Below are 24078 nucleotides of genomic sequence, written 5' to 3'. Positions count from 1 at the left end.
GGGTTTTTATCCGACGCCTCCAAAATCAGCGGCAATGACCGACGCGGGACAGACCGGACTCGACTCGTTTTCCTCCGGGTCCGACGGGCGGCCGGACGAGGAGGCGATCGCCGTCGCCGGAAACGGTGGGACTGAGCGCACAGAGGTCGTCGACGTCGTCGAGGAGACGCTACCGGAGGCCACGGGCGAACTCGAACTCGCCGTGATGCAGGTCGATTACACCATCGACGGCTACGGCGACGACGAGCGGGTGATTATGAACGTCTTCGGTCGCACACCCGAAGGAACGCTCGAGCACGTCCGCGTGCTCGGGTTTCGGCCGTACTTCTACGCGCCCACGGACTCGCTCGATCAACCACCTGAAGACGAGTACGACCGACTGACGGGCCACGAAGAGACCGACGAAGACGGCGAGCCCTACGAAAGCATTCGCGGCGAGAAACTGACGAAGATTTTCGGCCAGACGCCTCGAGACGTCGGGAAAGTCAGAGACGAGTTCGAGCACTTCGAGGCCGACGTCCTGTTCCCGAACCGATTTCTCATCGATAAGGACATTCGCAGCGGAATCACCGTAACCGAGCGCCGTGGCGACGACGATACGCTCGTCGTCCCCCACGACGAAGTGGCCGCGGCCGACGTCGACGCCGATCCGCGCGTCTGTACGTTCGACATCGAGGTCAACGACCGGGCCGGGTTCCCCGAGGACGGCGAAGAACCGATCGTCTGTCTCACGAGCCACGATTCCTACCGCGACGAGTACGTCATGTGGCTCTACGAGGCCCCCGAGGGAGACGGTTCGATCCCGGCCGAAATCGATGAGTACGAGCCGATCGAAGGCGGTATCGAACACGAGGTCCGCGCGTTTTCGGACGAGGAGGCGATGCTCGAGGCGTTTCTCACGTACATCGACGACACCGACCCGGACATCCTCACGGGCTGGAACTTCGAGGACTTCGACTGTCCGTACTTTCTGGACCGCCTCGAGGTACTCGAGGGGCCACATCATGATTACGACCTGAACCCGGATCGCCTCTCGCGCGTCGACGAGGTCTGGCGAAGCGGCTGGGGCGGCCCCGACGTGAAAGGTCGTGTCGTCTTCGACCTGCTCTATGCCTATCAGCGAATGGTCTTCTCGGAGCTCGATTCGTACAGACTCGACGCCGTCGGCGAGGCCGAACTCGGCGTCGGCAAGGAACGCTACGCCGGATCGATCGGCGACCTCTGGGAGGACGATCCGACGCGCCTGCTCGAGTACAACCTCCGGGATGTCGAACTCTGCGTCGAACTCGATCGCCAGCAGGAGATCATCGCCTTCTGGGACGAAGTGCGCTCGTTCGTCGGCTGCAAACTCGAGGACGCCCCGACGCCCGGCGACACGGTCGACATGTACGTCCTCCACCAGGCCCACGGCCAGTTCGCGCTTCCATCGAAGGGCCAGCAGGAAGCCGACGAGGAATACGAGGGCGGAGCCGTCTTCGAGCCGATCACAGGCGTTCGAGAGAACGTCACCGTCCTCGACTTAAAGAGCCTGTATCCGATGTGTATGGTGACGATCAACGCCTCGCCGGAGACGAAAGTCGACCCCGAAACCTACGACGGCGAGACCCACGTCGCACCCTCGGGGACACATTTCCGGAAGAAACCCGACGGCGTCATGCGGGAGATGATCAACGAACTACTCGCAGAGCGAGAGGAAAAGAAGTCGCTCCGAAACGAGTACGAACCCGGCAGCCGAGAATACGAACAGTACGACCGCCAGCAAGGAGCTGTGAAGGTCATCATGAACAGCCTCTACGGCGTGTCGGGGTGGGAGCGGTTCCGCCTCTACGATAAGGACGCAGCATCCGCGATAACCGCGACAGGGCGGGAGGTTATCGAGTTCACCGAAACCGCAGCGAGCGAACTGGATCACTCTGTCGCCTACGGAGACACGGATTCCGTCATGTTGGAACTCGGCCCCGACGTTTCGAAAGAAGAAGCGCTCGAGCAGTCGTTCGACATCGAAGACTACGTCAACGATCGGTACGACGACTTCGCGCGCGAAGAACTAAGCGCGGAATCCCACCGCTTCCAGATCGAGTTCGAGAAGCTCTACCGGCGCTTCTTTCAGGCGGGAACGAAGAAACGCTACGCGGGTCATATCATCTGGAAGGAAGGAAAGGACGTCGACGACATCGACATCACCGGCTTCGAGTACAAGCGCTCCGATATCGCGCCGATCACGAAGGAGGTCCAACATCAGGTTATCGAAATGATCGTCCGAGAAGGCGATATCGAGGGCGTCAAAGAGTACGTCAACGGGATCATCGAGGACTTCGAGTCCGGGAACGTTAGCTACGAAGAGATCGCCATTCCGGGCGGGATCGGAAAGCGACTCGACAACTACGACACCGACACCGCACAGGTCCGCGGCGCGAAGTACGCGAACCTCCTGCTGGGAACCAACTTCGACCGCGGAAGCAAGCCCAAACGGCTGTACCTCGACCGGGTCGATCCGTCGTTCTTCCGTCGACTCGAGGAGGCAGACGAGTTCGACGCCCGGCGCGATCCCCTCTACGGCGCGTTCAAGCGCGACCCGGACGTCATCTGCTTCGAGTACGACGACCAGATCCCGCCCGAGTTCGAGGTCGACTACGATACGATGCTCGAGAAGACTCTCAAAGGCCCGATCGAACGGATTCTCGAGGCGCTTGACGTCTCGTGGGAGGAGGTCAAATCCGGGCAGGAGCAAACCGGCCTCGACAGCTTCATGTGATTTTCATCGGTCGTTCTGTGGTCCGTGCGACGGCGTCGTCTGTCTCCGTTCGGTGACCGCTCCGAACGCTCGTCACCGCACCAACTGCTTTCTCTTTCAAAAAATTATCTTCCGAAATCGGAACCGTATCCAATTAGATACCAAACCCTTATCACTCACACGACCCATCGTTCGAACGACAGAGGTATTCGTACTATGGCACGCTTAGAGCTCCGAAATCTGCATGCAGAAGTGGCAGAAGGCGACGAACAGATCCTGCGCGGCGTCGACCTCGAGGTCGAGTCGGGCGAGATCCACGCACTGATGGGACCGAACGGCTCGGGGAAATCGACGACCGCGAAGGTCATCGCCGGACACCCCGCCTACGAGGTCACGGAGGGCGAGGTCCTCGTCCACCTCGACGAAGGCGAGTTCGGTGACGAACTCGAGATTCCCGAGGACAAACGCACGTGGAACATCCTCGATCTCGAGCCCAACGAGCGCGCGGCGCTCGGTATCTTCCTCGCGTTCCAGTACCCGGCCGAGATCGAAGGCGTCACGATGACGAACTTCCTCCGGACGGCGCTCAACGCGAAACTCGAGGAGCGCGAAGAACTCTTCGAGGAAGGAGAGGACGAAGACGAGGCCGAGGACGAAGACGCCGGATTCGAATCCTCGCCGATGGAAGGCCCCGCCGACGACGGCGAGATCGGCGTCGCCGAGTTCCAGGAGATCCTCGCGGAGAAGATGGCGGAACTGGACATGGACGAGCAGTTCGCCCAGCGCTATCTCAACGCCGGCTTCTCCGGCGGCGAGAAGAAACAAAACGAGGTCCTGCAGGCGGCGATCCTCGAGCCGTCGGTCGCCGTACTCGACGAGATCGACTCCGGTCTCGACATCGACCGGCTTCAGGACGTCTCCAAAGGTATCAACGCGCTTCGCGACGAGCAGGGAACGGGAATCCTCCAGATCACTCACTACCAGCGCATCCTCGACTACGTCGAACCCGACACGGTTCACATCATGCTCGACGGCAAAGTCGTCAAGAGCGGCGACGCCTCGCTGGCAGCAGAACTCGAGGACAAGGGGTACGACTGGGTCCGCGAAGAAGTCTACGAGACGGCGTAACCGAATCCAGCTAGAACAACGGTAATAACGCTACAGCCGTAAACACGAATACATACAAATCATGAGTTCCGAACAAGATCACCTCAAAGAAACCGACACCGAAGCGCGCTTCGAGTTCAAAAAAGAAGAGCGCTCGGCCGTCAAGTCCGACGCAGGTCTCACCGAAGAAGTCGTTCGACTGATCAGTGATGACAAAGACGAACCGGACTGGATGCTCGAGCGACGGCTCCGCGCGCTAAAGCAGTATCACGCGATGCCGATGCCGACGGACTGGCCCGGCCAGCCCGACCTGACCCAACTCGACATCGAAGAGATCGTACCGTACATTCGCCCGGACGTCGACAAACGCGAAGGCGTCGACGACTGGACGGAGCTTCCCGACGAGATCAAAGACACGTTCGACAAGCTCGGCATTCCGGAGGCCGAGAAGAACGCGCTCTCGGGCGTCGGCGCGCAGTACGAGTCCGAGGTCGTCTACCAGAACATGCAAGATCAGTGGGAGGAGAAAGGCGTGATCTTCATGAACATGGACCGCGCCGTCAAAGAGCACCCAGAGCTCGTCAAAGAGTACTTCATGACGACCTGTGTGCCTCCGAGCGACAACAAATTCGCGGCGCTTCACGGCGCAGTCTGGTCCGGCGGCTCGTTCGTCTACGTCCCCGAGGACGTTACGGTCGAAATGCCTGTACAGGCGTACTTCCGCATGAACTCGGAAGGAATGGGCCAGTTCGAGCACACGCTCATCGTCGCCGAAGAAGGCTCGGAAGTCCACTACATCGAGGGCTGTTCAGCGCCGAAATACGGCTCGCACAACCTGCACTCGGGCTGCGTCGAAGTCTTCGTCGAAGACGACGCTCACGTGCAGTACTCGACGGTGCAAAACTGGTCGAAGAACACGTTCAACCTCAACACCAAACGCGCCATCGTCGAGGAAAACGGCACGATGGAGTGGGTTTCGGGCAGCATGGGATCGAAAGCGACCATGCTCTACCCGTGTACGATCCTCAAGGGTCGCGGCGCGACGGACACCCACATCACCATCGCCTTCGCCGGCGAGGGTCAGAACATCGACACCGGCGCGAAGGTCTATCACAACGCGCCGAACACGAGTTCGACCATCGAATCGAAATCGATCTCCAAGGACGGCGGCCGCACCAACTACCGCGGACTCGTCCACATCGCCGACGGCGCGGAGAACTCGAGTACGGCAGTCGAGTGTGACGCCCTGATGTTCGACAACGAGTCCACCTCCGATACCATGCCGTACATGGAGATCGAGGAGTCGAAGGTCGACGTCGCTCACGAGGCGACGGTCGGGAAGATCGGCGACGAGGACATCTTCTACCTCCAGTCCCGCGGGTTGGACGACGACGACGCAAAGAAGATGATCGTCGCCGGCTTCATCGAGCCGATCACCGAAGAGCTCCCGATCGAATACGCAGTCGAACTGAACCGCCTGATCGAACTCGAGATGGAGGGAAGCCTCGGATAACTCCGAGATCAGACATGAGTACGCAGGTACACGCCAATCTGACCGAAGAACAGGTACGCGAGATCAGCGCCAACGTAGACGAGCCCGACTGGCTCTTAGAGACCCGTCTCGAGGCGCTCGAGGCTCTCGAGGAGCTAGAGATGCCCGACGTGATCCGAACGCCGGGACAGAACTGGACCAACCTCTACGAACTCGATTTCGAGTCGCTCGTCGACCCGCTGAACACAGCAGAGGACAAAGAGCAGGTCGGCCCCGACAACGTTGAAGTCCTCTCGTGGTCCGAGGCCGTCGACGAACACGAGTCGCTGCTCGAGGAGCACTTCGGTTCCATGGTCGATCCCCAGGAGAACTATCTCACGGCGCTCTCGACGGCGCTTTTCTCCACGGGAACGGTCATCTACGTCCCCGAAGGCGTTGACGCCGAGGACGTGACGATCCGAACCGAGATGAACTCCCGGTCGCTGTTTAACTACACGCTCGTCATCGCCGAAGAATCGTCCTCGGTGACGATTCTCGAGCGCCAGTCAACCGGTACTGATCTCGAGGACGAACAGTACTACAGCGGCATCGTCGAAGTTGCCGCAGCCGAAAACAGCTACGTGCAGTACGGTTCGCTCCAAAACCTCTCCGAGGAGACGTACAACTTCACCACCAAACGCGGCGACGCCGACACCTACGCCACGATCAACTGGATTGAGGGCAACGTCGGATCGAAGCTGACCAAGACGGGGGTTTCGACCGAGCTCAACGGCGACAGCGCGGAAACCCAGATCGTCGGCGCGTTCTACGGCCACAACGACCAGCACTTCGATCTGGACTTCAAGGTCTGGCACCGCGCCGAACACACGACGGCGGATCTCGTCACCCGCGGAGTCACCGACGACGTCGCACGATCGGTCTACGAGGGAGTTCAGGACGTCGGCGACATCGCCTGGGATACGAGTTCCTACCAGCGAGAGAACACGCTCATGCTTTCCGACGAGAGCGAAGCCGACGCCTCTCCGAAGCTTATCATCAACAACCACGACACCGAAGCCTCCCACAGCGCGACCGTCGGGCAGGTCGATCAGGAAGACCTCCTGTATATGACATCCCGAGGGATCACGCCCGAGGCGGCTCGCAACATGCTCGTCGAAGGCTTCTTCGTCCCCGTTCTCGAGGAAGTCGCCGTCGACGAACTCCGCGAGGACTTCGAGTCACTCGTCAAAACTCGCCTTCGAAACTAACTCGAGCGGCAATTTCTCTGCGTTCGGTCACGCGCTCGCCGTACCATGGTGTTGTTTTAATGCTCTACCGATACGGGTCGGAGACACTACTGTATTAGCCACCCATCATCGCCGGAAAAACGGGAAGTTAAGTAACACGACCACCCAGAGAGGTGTATGAGTCTGGGACAGCGTGTCTCGACCGACCACCAACTGACCCGCCTCCTCCAGATCGGCGTGGTCCTAGAGGAGGTCGTCGAGTCGCGTGCTGCCCATCACCTCGAATCACTCCCCGCAGAAGCGCGCGCGGAGGTCGATAAAGAGGTCAGGGAGCTACTTACAGAAGCAGCAGACGAGTCGGCCGATCACCGCGATCGGCTCGAAACACTGATCGGCGATCTCGAGGCCGAAACGGTCGGATACGAGGAGATCAATCAGCTAGTCGACGCGCAGTACGGTCCACCCGAGGATACCGACGGCGTGTTGTACGATCAACTCTGCAACGAGGAAACGGCCTACAAGTTCTACGACGACCTCATCGAGGCCATCGAGGCCTCCGATTCGACGTTCGCAGTTGATCGGGATCGGGTACTCGAGACACTACGAGAGATCCGCGAGGAGGAAAAAGCGGGCGTCGAAGAAGTCACAGAAATTATGGAGCGACGAGCATGATCGGGGTACGAACCAGTCACGAACGGCCGCCGAGTCGGACCGATCGACGACCAAGATACCACTGGAAGGGTTGGCGATGAATACAGCAGATCAATATCTCAAGGCGATCTATCTCGCGCAGCGGATGGAAGACGGGCCGGCTTCGACAGGGACGCTCGCGGATCTCCTCGGCGTAAGCCCGGCGAGCGTCAACGAAATGATTGGGAAACTTCAAGACCAGGACCTCGTCGACCACGAGAAATACAAAGGTGCGAGCCTCACGGACGAGGGCCTCGACCGGGCCCACGAGGCACTCCAGACCTACTGTATCATCGAGCGGTTCCTCGCGAACGTCCTCGAAGTCGACGAGTTCCGCGACGAGGCCCGCGCACTCGAGAGCGTCATCGACGACACGGTCGCCGACAGGCTTGATACGATTATCGACCGCCCGGAACAGTGTCCCGACTGCTTCGATCCGGAAGCCGACTGCTGTCGCTTACTCGAGGTTTGCGGGCCGGCGAACTGACGATATTCACGTTGGTGCTTGCGCGGTATTACTCGAGCAACTCGTCGTACCGAACCCGTTCGATGCGATACGATCCACAGTCCGGACAGTACTGTCTATCCAGTCTGAACTGACGACCGCAGTTTCCACACTGGTAGGTCCGTTCGCGTGCTAATTGCCTATCACGGTGAGCAAGGCGTTTCCAGAGCGCCCTGAGGAACGCGCTGAATTTCATCGATCCCGCTCACCCCGTCGTGACCGATTGCCGTCGCGAGGCCCCGATCGAGTCGCGTCAGGAGGATCCGCCTCGTCGGGCCGTTTCTCAGGCGTGACTGGATCGATCACGTTCGAACCGCTGTCATAGTCGATCTGACTGTCGCTGACCTTGTCGGCCACGGATCTCCTCGAGTCACCGAACGAGATGTATCGTCGACCGATGAGAGCGGCGACGAGTAGCGCAAGGACAACGCCGAGAGCGAGCCCGATCGGAAGCGACCACGTCCCGCCTTCCCAGTCGGCATCGAAGACGGCTTTGTAATACGCGGCAGCTTCGTCGCCGTGAACGGCGAGGACGACCTCGCGGTTGTTCTGCAGCGAATTATCGTTCCAGTTGAGACTCCCCACGACGGTCGTCTCGCCGTCGATGATCACGCCCTTTGCGTGTATCTTCTCGAACCGGTTCTCCGGTTCGACGAGGGCGACCTCGAGCGGCAGGTTCTCGTCCGCTGCCGTTTGCTCGAGCGCGGCTTTCAGTTCGGCGTTGTCCGCTTCGACGTACCACGATGAATCCAGCAGGATGCGGACGTCGACCCCGCGACGGGCGGCATCGATCGTTTCTTCGACGAGCGAAACGTCCGGCCCGCCGATGCTCGCCTGCTTGACGAGGATTTCGTCCTCGGCACCCTCAAGCAGTTCGCGGAGCCTCGGTTCCGCATTATCGGGTGCAAAGAGGAGTTCGACGCTGTCGATCTCGACGGACTCGGGTGGATGATTTGACGGAAACTCGGACGGGGACCGTTCTTGGTCCTCCGGCTCGGCGAACGAGCCGTCCTCGAGGTAACTCGTTCCTGACTCGGTATCTCGACCCTCGAAATCGGCGTCGAAAACGGTCCCGAGATCGGATGCGAGCGCAGCGTTCTCGATAGTGATACCCCATCCTCGGCTACTAGCGCCCCCGACACCCGAGGGCTTCCAGTTTTCGCTTGTGACTAACACTGTCTCGTCAGCGACTGCGTACTTGGGATGGTGGTACCGATACCGCGCGTGTTCGCCGCCGGTCACTCGAACGTCGACGCCACCGTCTTCGAGGGCCTCGAGAGTCGGTTCGGTCGCTGCCGGCGCTCCCCCGACGGGTCCGGATTCGATGAGCACCTCGACGTCGACGCCGCGTTCGCTCGCGGCGACGAGTTCTGACGTGATCGCGTCCGACGTGAACGTATAGCCCGCCAGGGAAAGCTGCTCGTCAGCGTCCCGAATCGTCTCTCGGGGAATCTCCGGGCTATCGGGGAGCACGAACGCCGTGGCGTCCTCGGCGGTGACGTCCGTGGACGGCAGACAGGTCGCACCCCGCGGCCACCACTGTCCCGACCCCACTCCCGTACTCGAGTTGCCGGACTCTCCGTCCACATCGCTCCGATACCACCGCTCAGCTTCCGGCGCATCGTCGTATGAAACTGTATCGATCCGTTCAGATCCGTTTCGTATCTCGAGGCTGTCCCCGTCGGTCGCGAGCCTGAGGTGGCCCTCGAGTTCGAGCGGATCGTCGTCGGTGAGCGCCGCGGTCTCGTCTGCGTCGATCGTGACCGCGGCCCGCCCGGAGACGGTTTCGTTCGGGAACGACGCGGTCGTGTGGCCGTCCGTGACCGTCCAGGTCTCGAGGGATGTCTCCGGCGGCGTCTCGAGGACGAAAAACTCCCCCGCGTTCTCGGGTGTGGTCGGATTCGGGTACAGTTCGACGATGCGGGATTCGGCCACATCGTGAGGTACCCCGTCGGACTGAGCAGCGACCGGACACGCGAGCGCGGAAGCTGTAGGATCACTTCGTAGCGAAGGTTGTGTCGATGTTGGCGGGCTCGCTAGCCCGTTCGAGCGCTCGACGGCAGCGTCGATGCTCGAGCGGTGCTCACCGGCCGTCAGGGGTGTATCCACGAGAACGGCGGCCGATCCGCTGGCGAAGAGTCCGCAGACGAGGACCGCGACGAGGAGGACCCGGACACGCATCACTCGGTCTGGCCGCGGTTCGGTATGTAAACTCTCGGACGCCGAAGTCAGCCCTCGCTAGTCGATAAAACGCTGTGTAAGTACACTGAACTGGTTGATACTGCTCTCAGCGGTGGGTGATACCGCTCTCCGTGGAAGTCGGGACTGCTGCGTTGCTCGAGGGCGAAACGAGTCGACCCCTAGTGGATCGGTGTGATCGGCGACAGCTAGCTCCGTATCCCCCAAAATCAGGTCGTTGGCGGATTAGGCGGTAGGCTCGAGATCCGCCTTTTCGGCTTCGGCCTGCACGAGGTACGCACGGTCGTCGGAAGCACCAGCAGCGGCCTCGAGGGCGCGTTCGGTGCCGATCTGGTTGAGCGCCCAGGCGGCGCTCGCGCGGGCCGTGTCTTCGTCGTCCTCCTCGAGTCGTTCGGCGAGCGGTTCGATCGCGCGGGTGTCGCCGATCAGTCCGAGCGCACGGGCGGCGGAGCTTCGAACGACTGTTTCCTCGGCGACCAACTGGTTCGCGATCGGTTGTACCGCGTCCTCGCTGCCGATTTCGCCGAGCGCCCGCATCGCCGGGCGCTGGAGCTGTGGGTTCGAATCGACGTACTCGAGCAGCGTCTCGACGACTTCCTCGTCGTCTTTGCCGATCTTGCCGAGGATCGACATCGCCGTCGTGTCTCTGCGGTTCGCCCGCTGGAGCATCGGTTCGATCGCCTCCTCGGGACCCATCCGTTCTAAGGCCTCGAGACAGTGTTCTTCCATGAAGTCAGAGCCCAGCGACTCGAGCGCGAGCAAGACCATGTCGACGTTGCCGCGTTTTTCGTGGACCTTCAGCGCGTGCCACTCCGGCGGGAAGTCCTTGACGTGATCGAGAACGTCGTAGTAGCCTTCGCGGCGAAGCTGTTCGCGCACCTGCAGATCGTCCCAGGCCGTCGCGTCGTCGACGCCGGACTGTAGCTCGTCGGTGATCTCGAGCAGCGAGGCGATCTGGTCTGCGTCGTCGTCGGGGTCGAGGTCCGCGGCCTCGATTTCGGCCTCGAGCGTCTCGAGTGCCTCGACCAGCGCGTCGAGCAGCGGTTCGTCCGCTGGAATCGAAGTCGACGTCCCCAACACGGCGTTGCTATCCTCGAGTGCGGCCTCGACCGCCGCTCGAAGTTCTTGCTCTCCCTCTTCGGTCCAGCGGGTGCTCTCGATATCCCCGTTGGCGTCGTCGACCTCGTCGATGACATCCGTTGCGTACGGCCCTCGCTGGTCGTCGACGTCGGACTGGATGTCGTCGACCTCGTCTTCGAGGTCGTCGATTTCGGCTTCGAGATCGTCGAGTATCTCCTCGAGTGCTTCCTGTTCGGTCTCGAGCTCCGCGATTGGTCCATCGGGGGCGTCGTCGTCTTCTTCTCCGTCGCTTTCTTCCTCGTCGTCCTCGTCCGTTTCGGGTTCGGGCAGTTCGATCTCGTCGAACTCCTCACGGACGGCATCGAACTCCTCGCGAACGGCTTCGACATCCGACCTGACCGGCTCGAGTTCCGCTTCGACCTCGTCGAGGTCGTCTTCGGTTTCGGCGGCCTCGACGGTGTCGTGGACCGGTTCGATCTCGTCTCGAATCGGATCCAGGTCGGCGCGAATGGGCTCGAGGTCGGCTTCGATCGACGTGAACTCGCCGCGGATCGCGTCGATTCGCTCCTCGAGAGTTTCCTGCGTTGGCTCGGAGTCGGGAGCGTCCTCGTCGCTCATCCCACCACCCGGCGAGAGGTCGCCGTCTGTCTCCTGACTACGTTCATACGAAGGTATCGTGTCAGGACGCTCCTAAGCGTTTCCATGCAGCGAAGGATCTGCTGAACTGCTCGCAGGTGGTGTGGAACTGTCTCTTGTCTCGAGTCCGCTCGAGGATCCGGTTAGACGTTTCCGTGCATCTCCGCGCTCTCGGGATCCTCGGCGTCGGACGACTCGGAGCGAGTGTCCTCGCGCCAGTAAAACCACGGACTGAGCGTCATATACGCGATTCCGAGCGTGAGCAGCGCGTACGGAAACGTTCGTCCGGCGAACCCCGGAACGAGGATCGCGAGCGCGTGGACGACGCCCATGATGAGCGTATCCCGAACCAGCAGGTCCGGGTACTGGATCCGCGAGACCATGAGATAACAGAACACGCCGGTGATCGTCAGTACGAGCCACGGCTCTGCGGCCGGTTTGTGAGCCAGGATCGCCGACCCGATGATCGTCGCGGCGAGCGTCGTCTGAATCCCCTCGGTGTGGCTCGCCGCCGTATCGTAGGCGGTGTACATCCCGAGTCTCGCGATGGCCATCGCGACGAACAACGCACAGACGCCGGTCACTACCAGTAACTCGAGCGAGACCGTTTCGAAACCGATATCGAAGCCGTCTGTAACGACGACGAACGCGAGGACCGCGGGGGCGACGCCGAAGGAGGCGACGTCGGCCAACGAATCAAGGTACGGTCCCGCGTCGGTTCCGCCGTACCGACGAGCGAGGATACCGTCGAGTCCGTCAGCGATCGCAGCAAAGAGGATGAGTCGAGCGGCGAGGTCGATATCGACGAACGCGATGACGACCGCGAGAAAGCCCAGCGCTCCGTTCGCGATCGTCACTGCGTCGGCGGCACCGAGCCGACCGACGAACCGGGGAAGCATACTCCGGCATTCGATGGGCAGTTACCTTACGTGTTTTCGTTTCGCCGACGGGCGTGCCGGCGCGACCTCGAGTGGGAATCGAACCGGGGGCTTATATTCGGTCTCTCCCAACCCCAGTCTATGAACCGCCGTGCCTATCTCGCTTCCCTGGGAACGGTATCCACAGTAGGGGTAGCGGGTTGTTCAACGGTCTCTGGAATGCTCAGCAGCGAGCCCTGCAGTGGCGATACCTGCGACATCGGAATGACTCGAACCGAGTTCGTGCCCGAAACGTACGAGATCTCCGTCGGCGAAACCGTCACCTGGAAGAACACGAGCGAAGCGATTCACACGGTCACGGCCTACGAGTCGTCCCTCTTCGAGGATGAGGGAGCGGAGTACTTCGCCACGGGCGGCTACGACGACTTCGAGACGGCACACGAGGAGTTCTGGAACGAGAACAACGGCGTGCTCAACACTCGAGAAACGTTCGAACACACGTTCGAGGTGGCGGGAACCTACAGCTACGCCTGTCTCCCCCACGAAGAGGGCGGAATGGTCGGCGTTATCGAAGTCACTGAGTGAGGTTGACCTGGGGTCGAGGTTTGCTCTGCGGTCGAAAAAACGAACTGATTACAGAAACTGGCTGTTCGAAACTCGAGTCGAACACCGTCGGTTCGAGATCTAGTCGTCCGTTGCGACGTCTTCTTCGTCGACGTCGACGGCCGTCGCCTGCTCTTCTGCGACTTCTTCCGGATGCGCCTCGAGGGTCGTCTTCTGGATCTCGACTCGGCGAAGCGGGTAGATCGGCTTCGCTTCGCCGTAGATCGCAGAGGAGAGACGACCTTCGACGACGCCGTCGATGAGGTCCTCGAAGGTTCGCTCCTGAGCCGCTTCCTCGACCATCTCGACCATCTTCTCGCGGATGGCCTTCTCCTGGCTCGCGTCGGCTTTCTTCGTCGTGAACGCGACCGGCTGGATCTGAACGCGATAGTCGTCCGTCGTCAGGACGGTGACATAGGCCTCGATTTTCGAGGCACCGCGTCGAACCAGCGAGCGCAGGTAATCCCGCGTCAGCGAGTGCTCGACGAAGTCCGTGTACGCACTGTCGCTCCCGACGTCGGTGATCTTGAACGTGAGCTTCGTGTTGTTTTCGCTGGCGCTGTTGGTCAGGTCGCCAAGCGTCGTTTCGATGGTCCGTCCGTAGACCTTGTCCGGTTCATCTGCAGGTGTCTCACCGAGCACTTCCCGGTCGAACTGCGCCGGGGCGTGGACGGTGTACCACCGCTTTTCCTGTTTTGCGCGTGAAACTGATCGTTCACTCATTGTGTGTTAGGTTCGTGATTCGTGTCGGATCTCGCCGCGGTCGGGACGCCGCGTCCGCCCGCGCTCGAGTCTGCATCCGACGGGTTGGGTGTCTGTCGGTCGATACTGCAGGCGACGTCGAGGTTGACGACGTAATCGTCGACCGTCGATTGTAACCCACCAGTCGTCTCGCGTTCGATCCGCGTGACGAGCTCTCGAGCGTCCCCGACGGTCGTCTCCATCTCCTCGGTGTTATCGGGCTCGAGCGCCCGGGCGAGGAGCTCCGGATCGTCGTGTGTCGTCCGAATCGTCGCTTTCCGCGTCATAATCTACCTCCTGCTATCGTCATAGCTGCCCTCGTACTGCCGTGATGATCGTCGAGTCGTCCACGTCCGAGTCGTAGGTCAGGTAACCGCGCCGGCGGCCCACGTCGTAGCCACACCCGATTTCCTCGTCGTCTAAGTCCCGGGCGATCGCCTCGAGCGTCGACCCGAGAGCTCGGTCGTCGCGCGTCGCAATCCCGGCCTCGCCGTCAGCGATGGCGAGGACGACCGGTTCCGGCGACCGGTAGGCTACTGCGAGTCGGGCGACGGTTTCGACGGGGCCATCGTCGACGTCGACGACGAACGCTCCGTCGTAGCGGCCCGTCGATCCGGATTCCAGCGCGTCGTGGGCGGCGCGACCGTGATCCCGCCACGCATCGAGCGCCGGTTCCCGCGCGTCGTGGCCGATCGCCAGCGCGATACCGGTCCCCGGCTCGACGCGTGCGGTCGCCTCGAGAACGTCGGCGTAGCCGCCGATCGTTTCGAAGGCGGGGTCGGTGCGAGTCTGTCGAGGCGTTTCGGGTGAGTCGGCCGAGCAGTCGGTTCGTGCATACGGACGCAACACTCGCGTGACCGCGTGGGATGCGCTATCGACGGCATTCGGCGCGCTGACGGCATCGATCGCGACGAGCGAGCCGATTTTTCGGTGGATCTCCGTCTCAAGCGCCGCCGTTTCGGCGTCGATCCCCTCGGCGGGGACGAGATCCGAAACCGCGTCTCGAGTCGCCTCGAGGTCGCCGGACCACGGGACCCGAACGCGGGTCGAATGGGCGAGCCCGTCGATCGGATCCGCCGTTGGCACCGCCACGCCCGGTCGCTGCTCGAGTAGCTTTTGCTCGAGGGCTTCCGTGAGGAGCCACTCGGTCTCGCCGGCACCGGGATCGACGCCGGCAGCGGCAATGCCCGCGAGCGCGAGAATCGGACTCGGCGTCGAACCCAGCTCTCGCACGAGATCGCAGGCCTCGAGTGTGGCCGGCCGGTCCGCGGAATCGAGCCGCGTCGCGTCGCCGTCGACAGCGCCGATGACGAGCGTTCGATCGGCCGGGCCGCGGTCCTGACTCTCCTCGGCGAGGGTCGTCCGCTCGCCGACCGTCCGGACGGCACTCACCTGATAGGGAATCCCCCGCTCGGCGAGCGCGTCCACGACGACCCCGCAGGCGGCGAACGCATCGCCGGCCGGTCGCGTGACCAGCCGGACGAAGCTCGCGCTCTCGAGGTCGGCGGTGGCGGTTGCGGCGTCGGTCGAACGACCCTCGGTGGACATCGCAGATTACTCCTCGAGTAGCGACTTCGCGACGTCGTAGGAGTATGTGAACTCGGGCTCGACTTCCTTCCCACGGTAGTAATCGACCAGTCGGCGCACCTTCGATTCGGTGTTCTGCAGGGCGCGCTTGTTCTGGTAGTCCTGTGGGTTCTCCTGTACGTGCTCGCGCAGGCGGATCGCGCGTTGCATCAGGCTTCGGAGGTCCTCGGGAAGTTCGGACTTCGCGTCGTTTTCCTCGAGGATCTCGGTGAGTTTCTTGCCGGTCGCCAGTTTGACGTCCGGAATCGGCGTGCCGGTGACGCCCTCGTCACGCAGCTTGATGCCGATCTGGCTCGGGTCGTAGCCCTGTTCTGCCAGTTCGACGACTCGCTCTTCGATCTGGTCCGAGTCGACGTCGCTCCACTCCGGTGGTTCGTCTGCCGCGGGCTTGTCCGATCCGGACGAGCCTCGACGGCGTGTATGCATTCGTGCCATTTGTTGAGGATAGGAAACGCACTGACCGCCGCATATGTCCGGCTCTCGCCGGGTTGCACTTCCGCAATCTCGAGTCGCCCAAAGAGAGCGGGCGACGGGGTCAGATTTGCGGCCGTGCGGTTCCCACTGGTATCTATTCGGTGAGCGACTAAAGGGTTTCTACCTCCGCCTCTGCAATGATGGGTCTCGGTAGAGAGGTGGTCTCGAGAAGGAGAGTGTGGGACCGTAGCGCGGTTCCGTCTAATTCGAGGGGTTTATCTATGCCCACAGGAAATCCGTATGTACGACGAGGGCTCGTAGATCAGTGGTAGATCACTCCCTTGGCATGGGAGAGGCCCCGGGTTCAAATCCCGGCGAGTCCATACGTAATTAAGTGTTTCAGGCCCTCTACCGCCTGAATTCCGTTCCCTCGGACTTTTTCGATGCATCTCTTCGTAGGAGTGCTAACTCCGCGCTTCGTGTGGGTCATTTTCCTTTTAAAGATCGGTGATGAAGTCGCGTCGCTGTTCCATCTTTTCGCGGTCTGTTCGTCGATCGTAGTGTCGCTCGAGGATATCTGAGGAAACGTCACAGCGATCACTGACGATCTCCTCGGGGATGTCCTCGCGAAGCTGGTAGGTAATCGAACCTCGCCGAATCGTGTGCGGTGAGAGGCTACTCGGACACTCTGAATAGTGACCGTAGACTCGAGCCTCACAGTCGTCCGGGTCGCGATCGTGCGGACAGTCCTTGTACAGACAAGGCTGTGTCAGCCGATACACTTCCGATCGGATTTGACCGGAACTAAGCCGTCCTCGGTCACTCGTTACGAGTGGTTCGCGTCCGTACTCGTCGACGACATCGTGCCGGTGAAATCGAATGTACTCGTCGATCACGTCGGTATAGTAGTCGTCCAACGCGAGGGGGCGCTCAGCAGGCCCTTGATTCTTCAGCGGCGTCTCGGATTCAGGACGATGGCGTAGCCAAACGCACTGTTCGTCCGGTTCGTAGTCATCGAGATCGATCGCTCGAAGACCGCCGAGACGGATTCCCGTGTGCCAGAGAATCGCGACGATAACGTGACTCCGGCTCGCGCGGCTGTACCGCTCGAGGTAGCTCAGTAGCATCCGGGAACGATCTTCGTCGAGCATCACGTCTCGAGCTTCGTCGGCGCGATCGACATCGGGAAGCTTCACACGTTCGCGCATTCCCGGTTCGACGGCGTCGATCGACGCGCAAAACTCGAGGAACACGCGTAGTGTTGCGAGCTGGCCGCGAAGGGTGACGACGTTGACGTCCTTCTGTCGCCAGACGCGGTATCGGTGGAGATCGCGCCCGGAGAGGTCGTTGAGGTTGTCGATCCCGACCTCGTTGCACCATTCCACAAACGCGTTGAGTCGATACTCGTGGTTCTGGAGCGTCTTTGCGCTCACCTCAAGTTCGCGGTGGGCTACGTAGAGGTCGACGGCCTCCTGGGGCGAGAGTGGCTCGAGATCGTTGCTCATAGTTTTCCTCTGATCTTCTGAACTTCAGTTTCGACCTCTGAGCCACAGACAGGACACGTTGCTCCATTTTCATCTTGGATGGCGAGTACGTATGCGCCGCCATCTGGACAGAACCCTATCGTGTACGAACTATCATTCATTGTGACCACCATCGGCTGCGGATACCTCGAGTCCACACGCCTTGGCCCGACGATAGACGCTCTCCTTGAGCAACGCCTTGGCCTCGGAAGTCAGTGTGTAACTGTTCGTCCGACCATCGATTTTACCGGTCTCAAGAAGTTTATCGTCGACCAGACTGTCGAGGTTCTGGTAGAGCCGGCCGTGGAGTACTTCGTCGTGATACTGCTCGAGTTCCTCCTTGATTGCGAGCCCGTAGCAGTCTTCGCCGACCGTCTCAAGACGAGCTATCTCTTCCAGAATGTCACGCTGAAAGCCGGAAAGATCGCCCCACTCGATTCCTCCATCAGCGAGTAATCTGGGCTCGGCTTCGTACTTCTTCTCGAGTTCGTCCGCGCAGTCGTGACAAACGTAGCCGTCCGGCGTGACGACCTCTTTCCACCCATCGCACTGGGGCGTGTCACAGGTGTAGAGGTTTGAACCGCCATCGGTAAGGGTCACGGCGGTCTCACCGCAAGTACCGCACACTGAAGCAGTCCGAGAGCGGTAATCGTCGGTTTCGATGCGGTGGTAGGTCTCTCCCTCGCAGACGCGACACTCGCGTTCTTCGTGCTCGATCGAGATGTGATTCTTCTCGTACTCGTAGAGGGCCATCACGCGGCCTTGCTCGAGTATGTCGTCAGAAGTCGCCTCAAGGACGTGCTCAGGAAGTTCCTTCTGTCTACCGCCGTCACAGCGCAGTCGCGCACAGCGGTCACAGACTGACGCCTTGAGCCTAGCGTCGTATCCGGTTGCTCGAGCGCCGCAGACACACGTTGCTCGCGTTGCGTCAGAATTATTCGTGGGCGATGCCTCTTGTCGTGCGTGGGGTACAGTCCCCACGGAAGTTCCGTAATTCATGCTCTGATAACGGAGCTACCTTCTGGGCGGCGCTGCAACGCCGCCCGGTCTCACATGCCAACAAGAGTCATCTTCACCCGCGTTGGTAGCTCCGTGCTCAGCACAAAGAACCGATATTATATATATGTATCGGTGCTCCTAATCAGGATAATAAACTCATTTAGGTAGAAAACCGAACAAAAAGGTGAGTGTCTCCCTAAGAGAATGTAATGAGAGAGTCGGGAACGTGGATGACAATATGGGACGATCGCATCCTCGAGTATCTTCGTGAGAATGAGGGGGCCACAGTTGGCGAACTCACTGATAGTGAGAGTATTCGAGTCTCGAATGCGCATGTTTCTCGCCGATGTAAGAAGCTTGCAGAACACGGATTACTGACGCCTATCGGAAATGGTGCGTATGTCATTACGGACGTGGGAAAAGCCTATCTTGATGAGGAGTACGACGCTGAAAACGAAGTTTTCCTTAATCAGGGTAACTCGAGCAGTGGTCCAAGCGCCAGTGAAACCTCTGAATCATAATGAGTCGAAAGCCAGCCCGCTGGATGTGTACGCTGGATGAGCGAATCTTAGAACATCTTGCGGAGGACTCCTGGTCGACACCGCGTCACATGTCTCGAGTAATGAAGTTCGACGCTTCGCGTGGGCGGGTCAAAGAGCGGTGTCAGATGCTTTCTCACGCAGGTTTCCTTGCTCCGATTTTCGAGGGCAGTAACATGTACGAGATCACCAGCAACGGACAAGAGTACCTCAACGGTCGGCTTGATGCTGAGAACCGGCCTCGGCCATCTCCTCGAGTGATTCGTAATTGACTCGTAGCATATTCTTCTGAAGAGTCATAACACAAAATTCAGACAGGATCGGTGATGAACATTCTATTTGAAAATGAATTAGAGCAATAACTTTTATGGTATGATAACATCTTGGGGCAAGTAACAAAATGGCGACTCATAAACTAATTCCTTACTGGATACATCTCACAAAGAAGTACCAACCTGAAGAGAGGGTTCAGCTCAATAATCTGATGGGGGAAGGTACTGATTTTTCAGTGAACAATATAATAGACGCCTTTGATAATTTCTGCTCCGATTACAATACAGGTTATGAGAAATTGCCAAAAATGGAGAAGACACTCAGTGTGAAAAATACCAATTCAAATGATGAGATAATAGAGGGTGTTCTTCGAACCGGTAGATATGGAACAGGAGCAGACCATAGGAATGTTAACGATGACTCGCTGAAAGAAGAAGCCAGAGGGGCAGATGACGCTGTTGTACTTCCATATTATTTTCTAATAGTGTTACCATCGGACAACAAGAAAAGGGCACTCCTGATTTTGGAAAAGATCGGCAATTTAGGGACAAAAATGCCGTTTGAAGAGGTTGTGAGTGACTGGATGGGGAAACGAGGCAATTGTCTGGTCCATTATGATCCAGTTGTTACAGAGGATCTCTATGAGAAGGTAGAAAACGCGGACCGACTCCTTTCACTTGAGTTGACAAAAACACGCTCAGCAAAAGCTCTTCATGACCAACTTGGGTCGCCGTTCAAAAGCTATGGGCAGGCTAACGAGAAACTGATTTTCGATAGTTCGACTGCTGGTGGAAACATCCCCGTAAATGTAGACGAGCTGAAGGATGTGTTCTTCAATTCGGAACGTTCAGCTGTTACAATCCGAGATCAGGAATTCTCTGATGGGAAACTAAGAATTGAAGACGATGGCTCACAAAGAACTCTATCACTCTTTCAAGAGGAAGTCAATATGAATCAGGTTTTAGATTTTGAAAAAGACGACATCGATCTAGATAATCAAGGCCACCCAGACTGTTCTGATCTGTCGGAAGTTGCAAGGGATTTTGCTAACGATATCTTGGATGATCACAATGAAGATGGAATACCAGGTAAACCATTACTCTAATGGGATTATTTAGTATTCTCCCGATAGTTCGAGAACACTATAAGTCGTTAGTCAGTGACTCATCGAAAAAGAGGGCAGTAATCATCTTTGGCGTAATCCCTACTGCAATATCCATAATACTCATACTTAGCGGAATGAATCTTACAAGAGATTTAGCTGAAGTTCTTATTCCTGCCATAGCGATATTGATTGGTTTCTCAATCAATGCAATGCTTTTGCTAATTGGCCGAGTAAGTGACGAACCCACAGAGAGAGAAGAGAAATTGGTCAAAAATACACGGAACCACACAATGTATGCTGTTATTCTGGGGTTGGCAACCTTAGTTATAGTACTCGTATTCTTAATAAGCTCTAAGAACAAGCTGGCTCCAGTTGATCTGCCACTCAGAACGATGGCTTCTTTCCTAATTTATTTCTTGATTGGCCACTATATTATTTCTCTATACCTATTGCCAGCCAGATTTTATGCTATTGCAGAAAACATCAATATAGACTAATTTACCCTATGTTCTATATTCCTAAGATGTTAAGTAACAGTAGTTATACCATAGAGGCATGGACTCTGGAGTGATTGGTTTAGTCGATGGAAGCTTCGAAGAACCTCAATCATTTAAAAAAAGCCGACAAGATGGAAAATTTGAGTTGAATAGAGCACTCGATATACGAAAACCGCTTAGAGGTCCAAACGGTATGACAGCATATCAGGGGCATGCTGCAATTCAGAGAGTAGAGAAAATAGATTCTTTCGAATTCTCTGGAGGGGACATAATATCTACAGAAGAACGATCAAAAACCACATATTATACTGAATTTGTTGTAGTTCCTGATTCATTTGCAGTAATTGATAGTGGTTCTGGTGAATTCTTTTTTGATCTGTTAAATGAACAAACAGATGCGACTACTGAGCGTGCGAATTTAGATCTTTATTCCTTCTTAAACGAGCATACTAGTGCAAATCAATGGCAGACAGGGTTTTATGGAAATGATGGGCAGGCTAAGAAAGGAACTGTATTTGGGGAAAACGTTCTTGAAGATGGTGATATTGGCGATGTTTTGACACACTCAAAACTCAACCAGTTAGGATTAGAATATGAGTATGACGATTTCTCAACTAAAATGACAATTACAGAAAGTGGCTATCTTGATTTATACCAACCTTCTAACCTCGAGACTGAGCAATTCTTACAATATATCCATGACGAGATCCTACATCATACAGACGGGTTTAATTAGATTTAAATTCGTCTAAGGTCCGACTCAATTCTTTCATCTCAACCCTGTATCCACCTGAATTTGTTTCCTCATAGTATACTACTGGTACACCAGCATCTTCATACATCGCTGGACCTTTATCGTGCTTTAATGATCTCAAGCAAATTGGCTGGTCACCAAGATAACCGCTGATTCCTTCTGACATCTCTTCGGGGCTTGCCAGTCTCGATCCCATCTGTAGTTCGCGACCGAGCTTTGGGAGAATCACCTCGCGGGCATCAAATCCCATGTACGACTTGTATAGAATAAGATCTTCAACCCACTGCTCGACCATGTCGTATGTAATGAGGTCAATAGCTTCGCGCATATTTTCGACCATTTCGTAGGTTTTCTTCGCTGATCTCTGGACCTTTACCTTGCCATTATACCGCTCGTTATAGTAAGCCACCCAATCTTCAAAAGTCGCATCAGGGTGTTCAGATTCGAATTCCTCAAGAATCTCGTCTAATGATCCAACTGATTTACGACTTGTAGCCTGCGCAGTGTGACAAGCAAGATTAATTATCTTCGTTGAATACCTGGGATACTCGAGATCTTGACCAACTGCGATTCGTCGCCGTTCACTTTTTGATATATGTAGCTCATTAGCCATAAAAGAGAATAATGTCACAAGAGTATAGTTCTAGGGTAAAATTACTTACCTATATTTCTACTATAAACTCTTAGGTAGGAGTTGTTCCTGGTGGCGCTATCTCCTTATGATTCGATTCTGAATTACTACTTACTGGCCCTTCAAGATAATTTACCTTACCGCGTTCACGCCGAATCGCTTCTGGTGAGAATTCACCAAGGTAGTGGTGGCGAAACGTCTCCCAGTCATCCCATCCGCCCCAATCCATCACAACCGACGGCAGCACACCTTGCTCGAGCAAATTCGTTCCCCAAGTCCGACGAAGGTCGTGAACGTCAAGGAACGACCAGCCACGATCGCCACTTTCAGCCTGAAGCCGTTCGGCAGCTCGCTGTACCCAGCGATACACTGTCTTGTCTGCGACATCGACAATAGGATCAGCGGGTCCAATACCAGCGGCATCGGTGTGCGCGTCGATATACGTCACCAGTCGATCGGAGATTGGAGGCTCACGGTAGTGCTCCTGTTTCGCAACGTCTTCCCAGACTCGCATGTGCGTACCAGTCGGGGTATCGACAACATCGGCGGGCGTCACTTGGACGATCTCACAACGCCGCAGCCCACACCGCCCGGCCAGTAAAAACGCAATTGTCTGTTCAGTGTTCTTCGCTTGGCCGATCACGGACTCGAGTTCGTCATTGCCCAACCACACTCGCTTGCCCTCACGATGAGGGTACGGCTTGAGTCTCATTAGTGTCCTCAATTCTCAGTTTTGTCCCAACAGAACATGAAGGATCGGGTTATCAGTACGAAAATCAGCCCCAATCTCACTCCAAATGTCCTCGAAGACCGGGTTCTCGGACAGGCCTATTATGACAAAGACATATGCGTACTCAGTAGGCTCAAGTCACAAGTCAAATACAAACTCTGGCATTCTCACGGGTGCATACAGACTATGGAATGTGTGAATCTAATATATTGGTCTATATGCTCATGTTTAACTTTCCAAAACTTCTCTACCCTTCGAATTAGACCACTTATCGGCCCCTGAGGGAACAGAAACACTGATACTTGAAACTTTACCAGAGAAGTCAACGCTTCCGATAATATTACCTACTTCTTTATGTGCGGGTGTCCAATTGTGTGAATAATTCATACCCACTGAGCCAATATGACTATCCTGCTTACGAAGTTTCAGGCTGAGATGGCCACGCATTTCGTCTGCATCAATACCTAGGTGGCCCCGATCATCAACTAGGATACCCACAGAGTTTGCAGGTTCCATAAATGGACCACTTTTCAATTCTGGAGTATTCTCTTCTACTCTTTCTGCATTATTGAAATCGCCACCTGGTTCATCGTACCAATACTGTATATTTAGCCGGTCTATGCTCTCATCAACATATCCCCATTGGCTATCTTCCCATGCAATTGCAACACCGTCTTTAGGATAAGGCCTTTCTGCTCCATGTAAGGCATTATCATCTTCTTTTAATACCCAATTGATATTTGCTAAATATTTGCCTGAGGGGAGTTCAGAGAGTGTATATTCAATTGTTGAATCCCCATAATTATAGAAGTCCTGTGTAGAGACTCCACCAGAGTTTGTTGAATTTGAGGTAGAATCCTCAGGAGTTGTTGAATTTAAGATAGAATATTCATTCTTGTGCATGTCATATTTTAGATCGTGACTTTCAAGAAGGTCCTTCGCTTCGTCGGTACGGCCATGGCTGATAAGCTGGTCAAGTTGTTCTCGGAAATTTGATTCTGAATCTTGGGCTGCAACACTTGTGTTTGCAACAGTTGCTAACGAAACAATTCCTCCGATGGATTTGATGCAAGATCGTCGTGTGATATCTACCATCAAAAATACCTTGGACAATAAATGTTATAAATCTACTGAT

General features: G+C 57.0%; 23 protein-coding genes and 1 tRNA gene. 12 read left to right on the top strand and 12 right to left on the bottom strand.

The genetic code is table 11. The features are described from left to right. Window positions 1–34: 34 nt before the first annotated feature. The 6 genes from HALLA_RS04715 to HALLA_RS04690 all read left to right on the top strand — a co-directional run bounded on the left by HALLA_RS04715 (window position 35) and on the right by HALLA_RS04690 (window position 7736). The gene (locus HALLA_RS04715) at window positions 35–2755 is read left to right on the top strand and encodes a DNA-directed DNA polymerase (protein WP_049952296.1); all 2721 of its coding nucleotides are present in this window, start codon (window positions 35–37) and stop codon (window positions 2753–2755) included. A 195-nt stretch (window positions 2756–2950) separates the two neighbouring features. Beyond that, window positions 2951–3862, top strand: a complete 912-nt coding sequence (locus HALLA_RS04710; protein WP_049952295.1) for an ABC transporter ATP-binding protein — start codon at window positions 2951–2953, stop codon at window positions 3860–3862. 61 nt (window positions 3863–3923) lie between these two features. Further along, window positions 3924–5354, top strand: a complete 1431-nt coding sequence (gene sufB, locus HALLA_RS04705; protein ID WP_049952294.1) for a Fe-S cluster assembly protein SufB — start codon at window positions 3924–3926, stop codon at window positions 5352–5354. A gap of 14 nt (window positions 5355–5368) precedes the next feature. Further along, window positions 5369–6580: a Fe-S cluster assembly protein SufD gene (gene sufD, locus HALLA_RS04700; RefSeq protein WP_049952293.1), complete on the top strand. Its 1212-nt coding sequence runs from the start codon at window positions 5369–5371 to the stop codon at window positions 6578–6580. A gap of 156 nt (window positions 6581–6736) precedes the next feature. After that, the gene (locus HALLA_RS04695; RefSeq protein WP_049952292.1) at window positions 6737–7231 is read left to right on the top strand and encodes a rubrerythrin; all 495 of its coding nucleotides are present in this window, start codon (window positions 6737–6739) and stop codon (window positions 7229–7231) included. 76 nt (window positions 7232–7307) lie between these two features. Further along, window positions 7308–7736: a metal-dependent transcriptional regulator gene (locus tag HALLA_RS04690; protein ID WP_049952291.1), complete on the top strand. Its 429-nt coding sequence runs from the start codon at window positions 7308–7310 to the stop codon at window positions 7734–7736. 210 nt (window positions 7737–7946) lie between these two features. Here HALLA_RS04690 and HALLA_RS04685 read toward each other — a convergent pair whose 3' ends face one another. The 3 genes from HALLA_RS04685 to HALLA_RS04675 form a co-directional block, all read right to left on the bottom strand. Then, on the bottom strand, window positions 7947–9935 hold the full coding sequence (locus HALLA_RS04685; protein WP_084568932.1) for a phospholipase D-like domain-containing protein: 1989 nt from the start codon (window positions 9933–9935) through the stop codon (window positions 7947–7949). A gap of 243 nt (window positions 9936–10178) precedes the next feature. Continuing rightward, window positions 10179–11651, bottom strand: a complete 1473-nt coding sequence (locus HALLA_RS04680; protein ID WP_049952290.1) for a HEAT repeat domain-containing protein — start codon at window positions 11649–11651, stop codon at window positions 10179–10181. A 161-nt stretch (window positions 11652–11812) separates the two neighbouring features. Next, window positions 11813–12568 carry a protein sorting system archaetidylserine synthase gene (locus tag HALLA_RS04675; protein WP_049952289.1) on the bottom strand — a complete coding sequence of 252 codons (756 nt, stop codon included), beginning with the start codon at window positions 12566–12568 and terminating at the stop codon, window positions 11813–11815. A 120-nt stretch (window positions 12569–12688) separates the two neighbouring features. Here HALLA_RS04675 and HALLA_RS04670 point away from each other — a divergent pair, with 120 nt between their 5' ends. After that, window positions 12689–13132 carry a cupredoxin domain-containing protein gene (locus HALLA_RS04670; RefSeq protein ID WP_049952288.1) on the top strand — a complete coding sequence of 148 codons (444 nt, stop codon included), beginning with the start codon at window positions 12689–12691 and terminating at the stop codon, window positions 13130–13132. Window positions 13133–13231: 99 nt separating this feature from the next. Here HALLA_RS04670 and HALLA_RS04665 read toward each other — a convergent pair whose 3' ends face one another. The 4 genes from HALLA_RS04665 to HALLA_RS04650 are packed head-to-tail and all read right to left on the bottom strand — an operon-like array spanning window position 13232 to window position 15913. Next, window positions 13232–13873 carry a 30S ribosomal protein S3ae gene (locus HALLA_RS04665; RefSeq protein ID WP_049952286.1) on the bottom strand — a complete coding sequence of 214 codons (642 nt, stop codon included), beginning with the start codon at window positions 13871–13873 and terminating at the stop codon, window positions 13232–13234. After that, a complete protein-coding gene (locus HALLA_RS04660; RefSeq protein ID WP_049952285.1) occupies window positions 13870–14178 on the bottom strand; it encodes a KEOPS complex subunit Pcc1 in 309 nt (102 codons plus the stop codon). Before HALLA_RS04660 ends, HALLA_RS04665 begins: the two co-directional genes overlap by 4 nt. 19 nt (window positions 14179–14197) lie before the next feature. After that, a complete protein-coding gene (locus tag HALLA_RS04655) occupies window positions 14198–15439 on the bottom strand; it encodes a hypothetical protein (protein WP_049952284.1) in 1242 nt (413 codons plus the stop codon). A 6-nt stretch (window positions 15440–15445) separates the two neighbouring features. Further along, window positions 15446–15913 (bottom strand): 30S ribosomal protein S15, encoded by a 468-nt coding sequence (locus tag HALLA_RS04650; protein WP_049952283.1) that lies wholly within the window; start codon window positions 15911–15913, stop codon window positions 15446–15448. 290 nt (window positions 15914–16203) lie between these two features. Here HALLA_RS04650 and HALLA_RS04645 point away from each other — a divergent pair. Continuing rightward, a tRNA-Ala gene (locus HALLA_RS04645) sits at window positions 16204–16275 on the top strand. Between the two features lie 114 nt (window positions 16276–16389). Here the strand turns inward: HALLA_RS04645 and HALLA_RS04640 are convergent. Both HALLA_RS04640 and HALLA_RS04635 read right to left on the bottom strand, forming a co-directional pair. Then, entirely contained in the window at window positions 16390–17397 is a 1008-nt protein-coding gene (locus HALLA_RS04640) for a tyrosine-type recombinase/integrase (RefSeq protein ID WP_049952281.1), read from the bottom strand. Window positions 17398–17529: 132 nt separating this feature from the next. Then, window positions 17530–18015 (bottom strand): helix-turn-helix transcriptional regulator, encoded by a 486-nt coding sequence (locus HALLA_RS04635; RefSeq protein WP_049953999.1) that lies wholly within the window; start codon window positions 18013–18015, stop codon window positions 17530–17532. 608 nt (window positions 18016–18623) lie between these two features. Between HALLA_RS04635 and HALLA_RS21305 the strand changes: the two genes are divergently transcribed. The 4 genes from HALLA_RS21305 to HALLA_RS20475 all read left to right on the top strand — a co-directional run bounded on the left by HALLA_RS21305 (window position 18624) and on the right by HALLA_RS20475 (window position 21564). Beyond that, entirely contained in the window at window positions 18624–18935 is a 312-nt protein-coding gene (locus HALLA_RS21305; protein ID WP_084568930.1) for a winged helix-turn-helix domain-containing protein, read from the top strand. A 418-nt stretch (window positions 18936–19353) separates the two neighbouring features. Beyond that, window positions 19354–20331 carry a hypothetical protein gene (locus HALLA_RS04630; protein WP_049952279.1) on the top strand — a complete coding sequence of 326 codons (978 nt, stop codon included), beginning with the start codon at window positions 19354–19356 and terminating at the stop codon, window positions 20329–20331. Next, the gene (locus HALLA_RS04625) at window positions 20331–20828 is read left to right on the top strand and encodes a hypothetical protein (RefSeq protein WP_049952278.1); all 498 of its coding nucleotides are present in this window, start codon (window positions 20331–20333) and stop codon (window positions 20826–20828) included. Before HALLA_RS04630 ends, HALLA_RS04625 begins: the two co-directional genes overlap by 1 nt. 58 nt (window positions 20829–20886) lie before the next feature. Beyond that, window positions 20887–21564 (top strand): hypothetical protein, encoded by a 678-nt coding sequence (locus HALLA_RS20475; RefSeq protein WP_157231326.1) that lies wholly within the window; start codon window positions 20887–20889, stop codon window positions 21562–21564. Here the strand turns inward: HALLA_RS20475 and HALLA_RS04620 are convergent. The 3 genes from HALLA_RS04620 to HALLA_RS20470 all read right to left on the bottom strand — a co-directional run bounded on the left by HALLA_RS04620 (window position 21557) and on the right by HALLA_RS20470 (window position 24038). After that, window positions 21557–22195, bottom strand: coding sequence for an MjaI family restriction endonuclease (locus tag HALLA_RS04620; protein ID WP_084568928.1), 639 nt, complete (start codon window positions 22193–22195; stop codon window positions 21557–21559). The two genes, HALLA_RS20475 and HALLA_RS04620, sit on opposite strands and share 8 nt — an antisense overlap. A gap of 70 nt (window positions 22196–22265) precedes the next feature. Next, a complete protein-coding gene (locus HALLA_RS19895) occupies window positions 22266–22925 on the bottom strand; it encodes a site-specific integrase (RefSeq protein ID WP_084568927.1) in 660 nt (219 codons plus the stop codon). Between the two features lie 246 nt (window positions 22926–23171). After that, the gene (locus HALLA_RS20470; RefSeq protein ID WP_157231325.1) at window positions 23172–24038 is read right to left on the bottom strand and encodes a hypothetical protein; all 867 of its coding nucleotides are present in this window, start codon (window positions 24036–24038) and stop codon (window positions 23172–23174) included. Window positions 24039–24078: the final 40 nt, after the last annotated feature.

Origin of the sequence: Halostagnicola larsenii XH-48, from assembly GCF_000517625.1 — an archaeon.
Lineage (GTDB): Archaea > Halobacteriota > Halobacteria > Halobacteriales > Natrialbaceae > Halostagnicola > Halostagnicola larsenii.
This window is presented reverse-complemented; position numbering and strand designations above follow the sequence as displayed.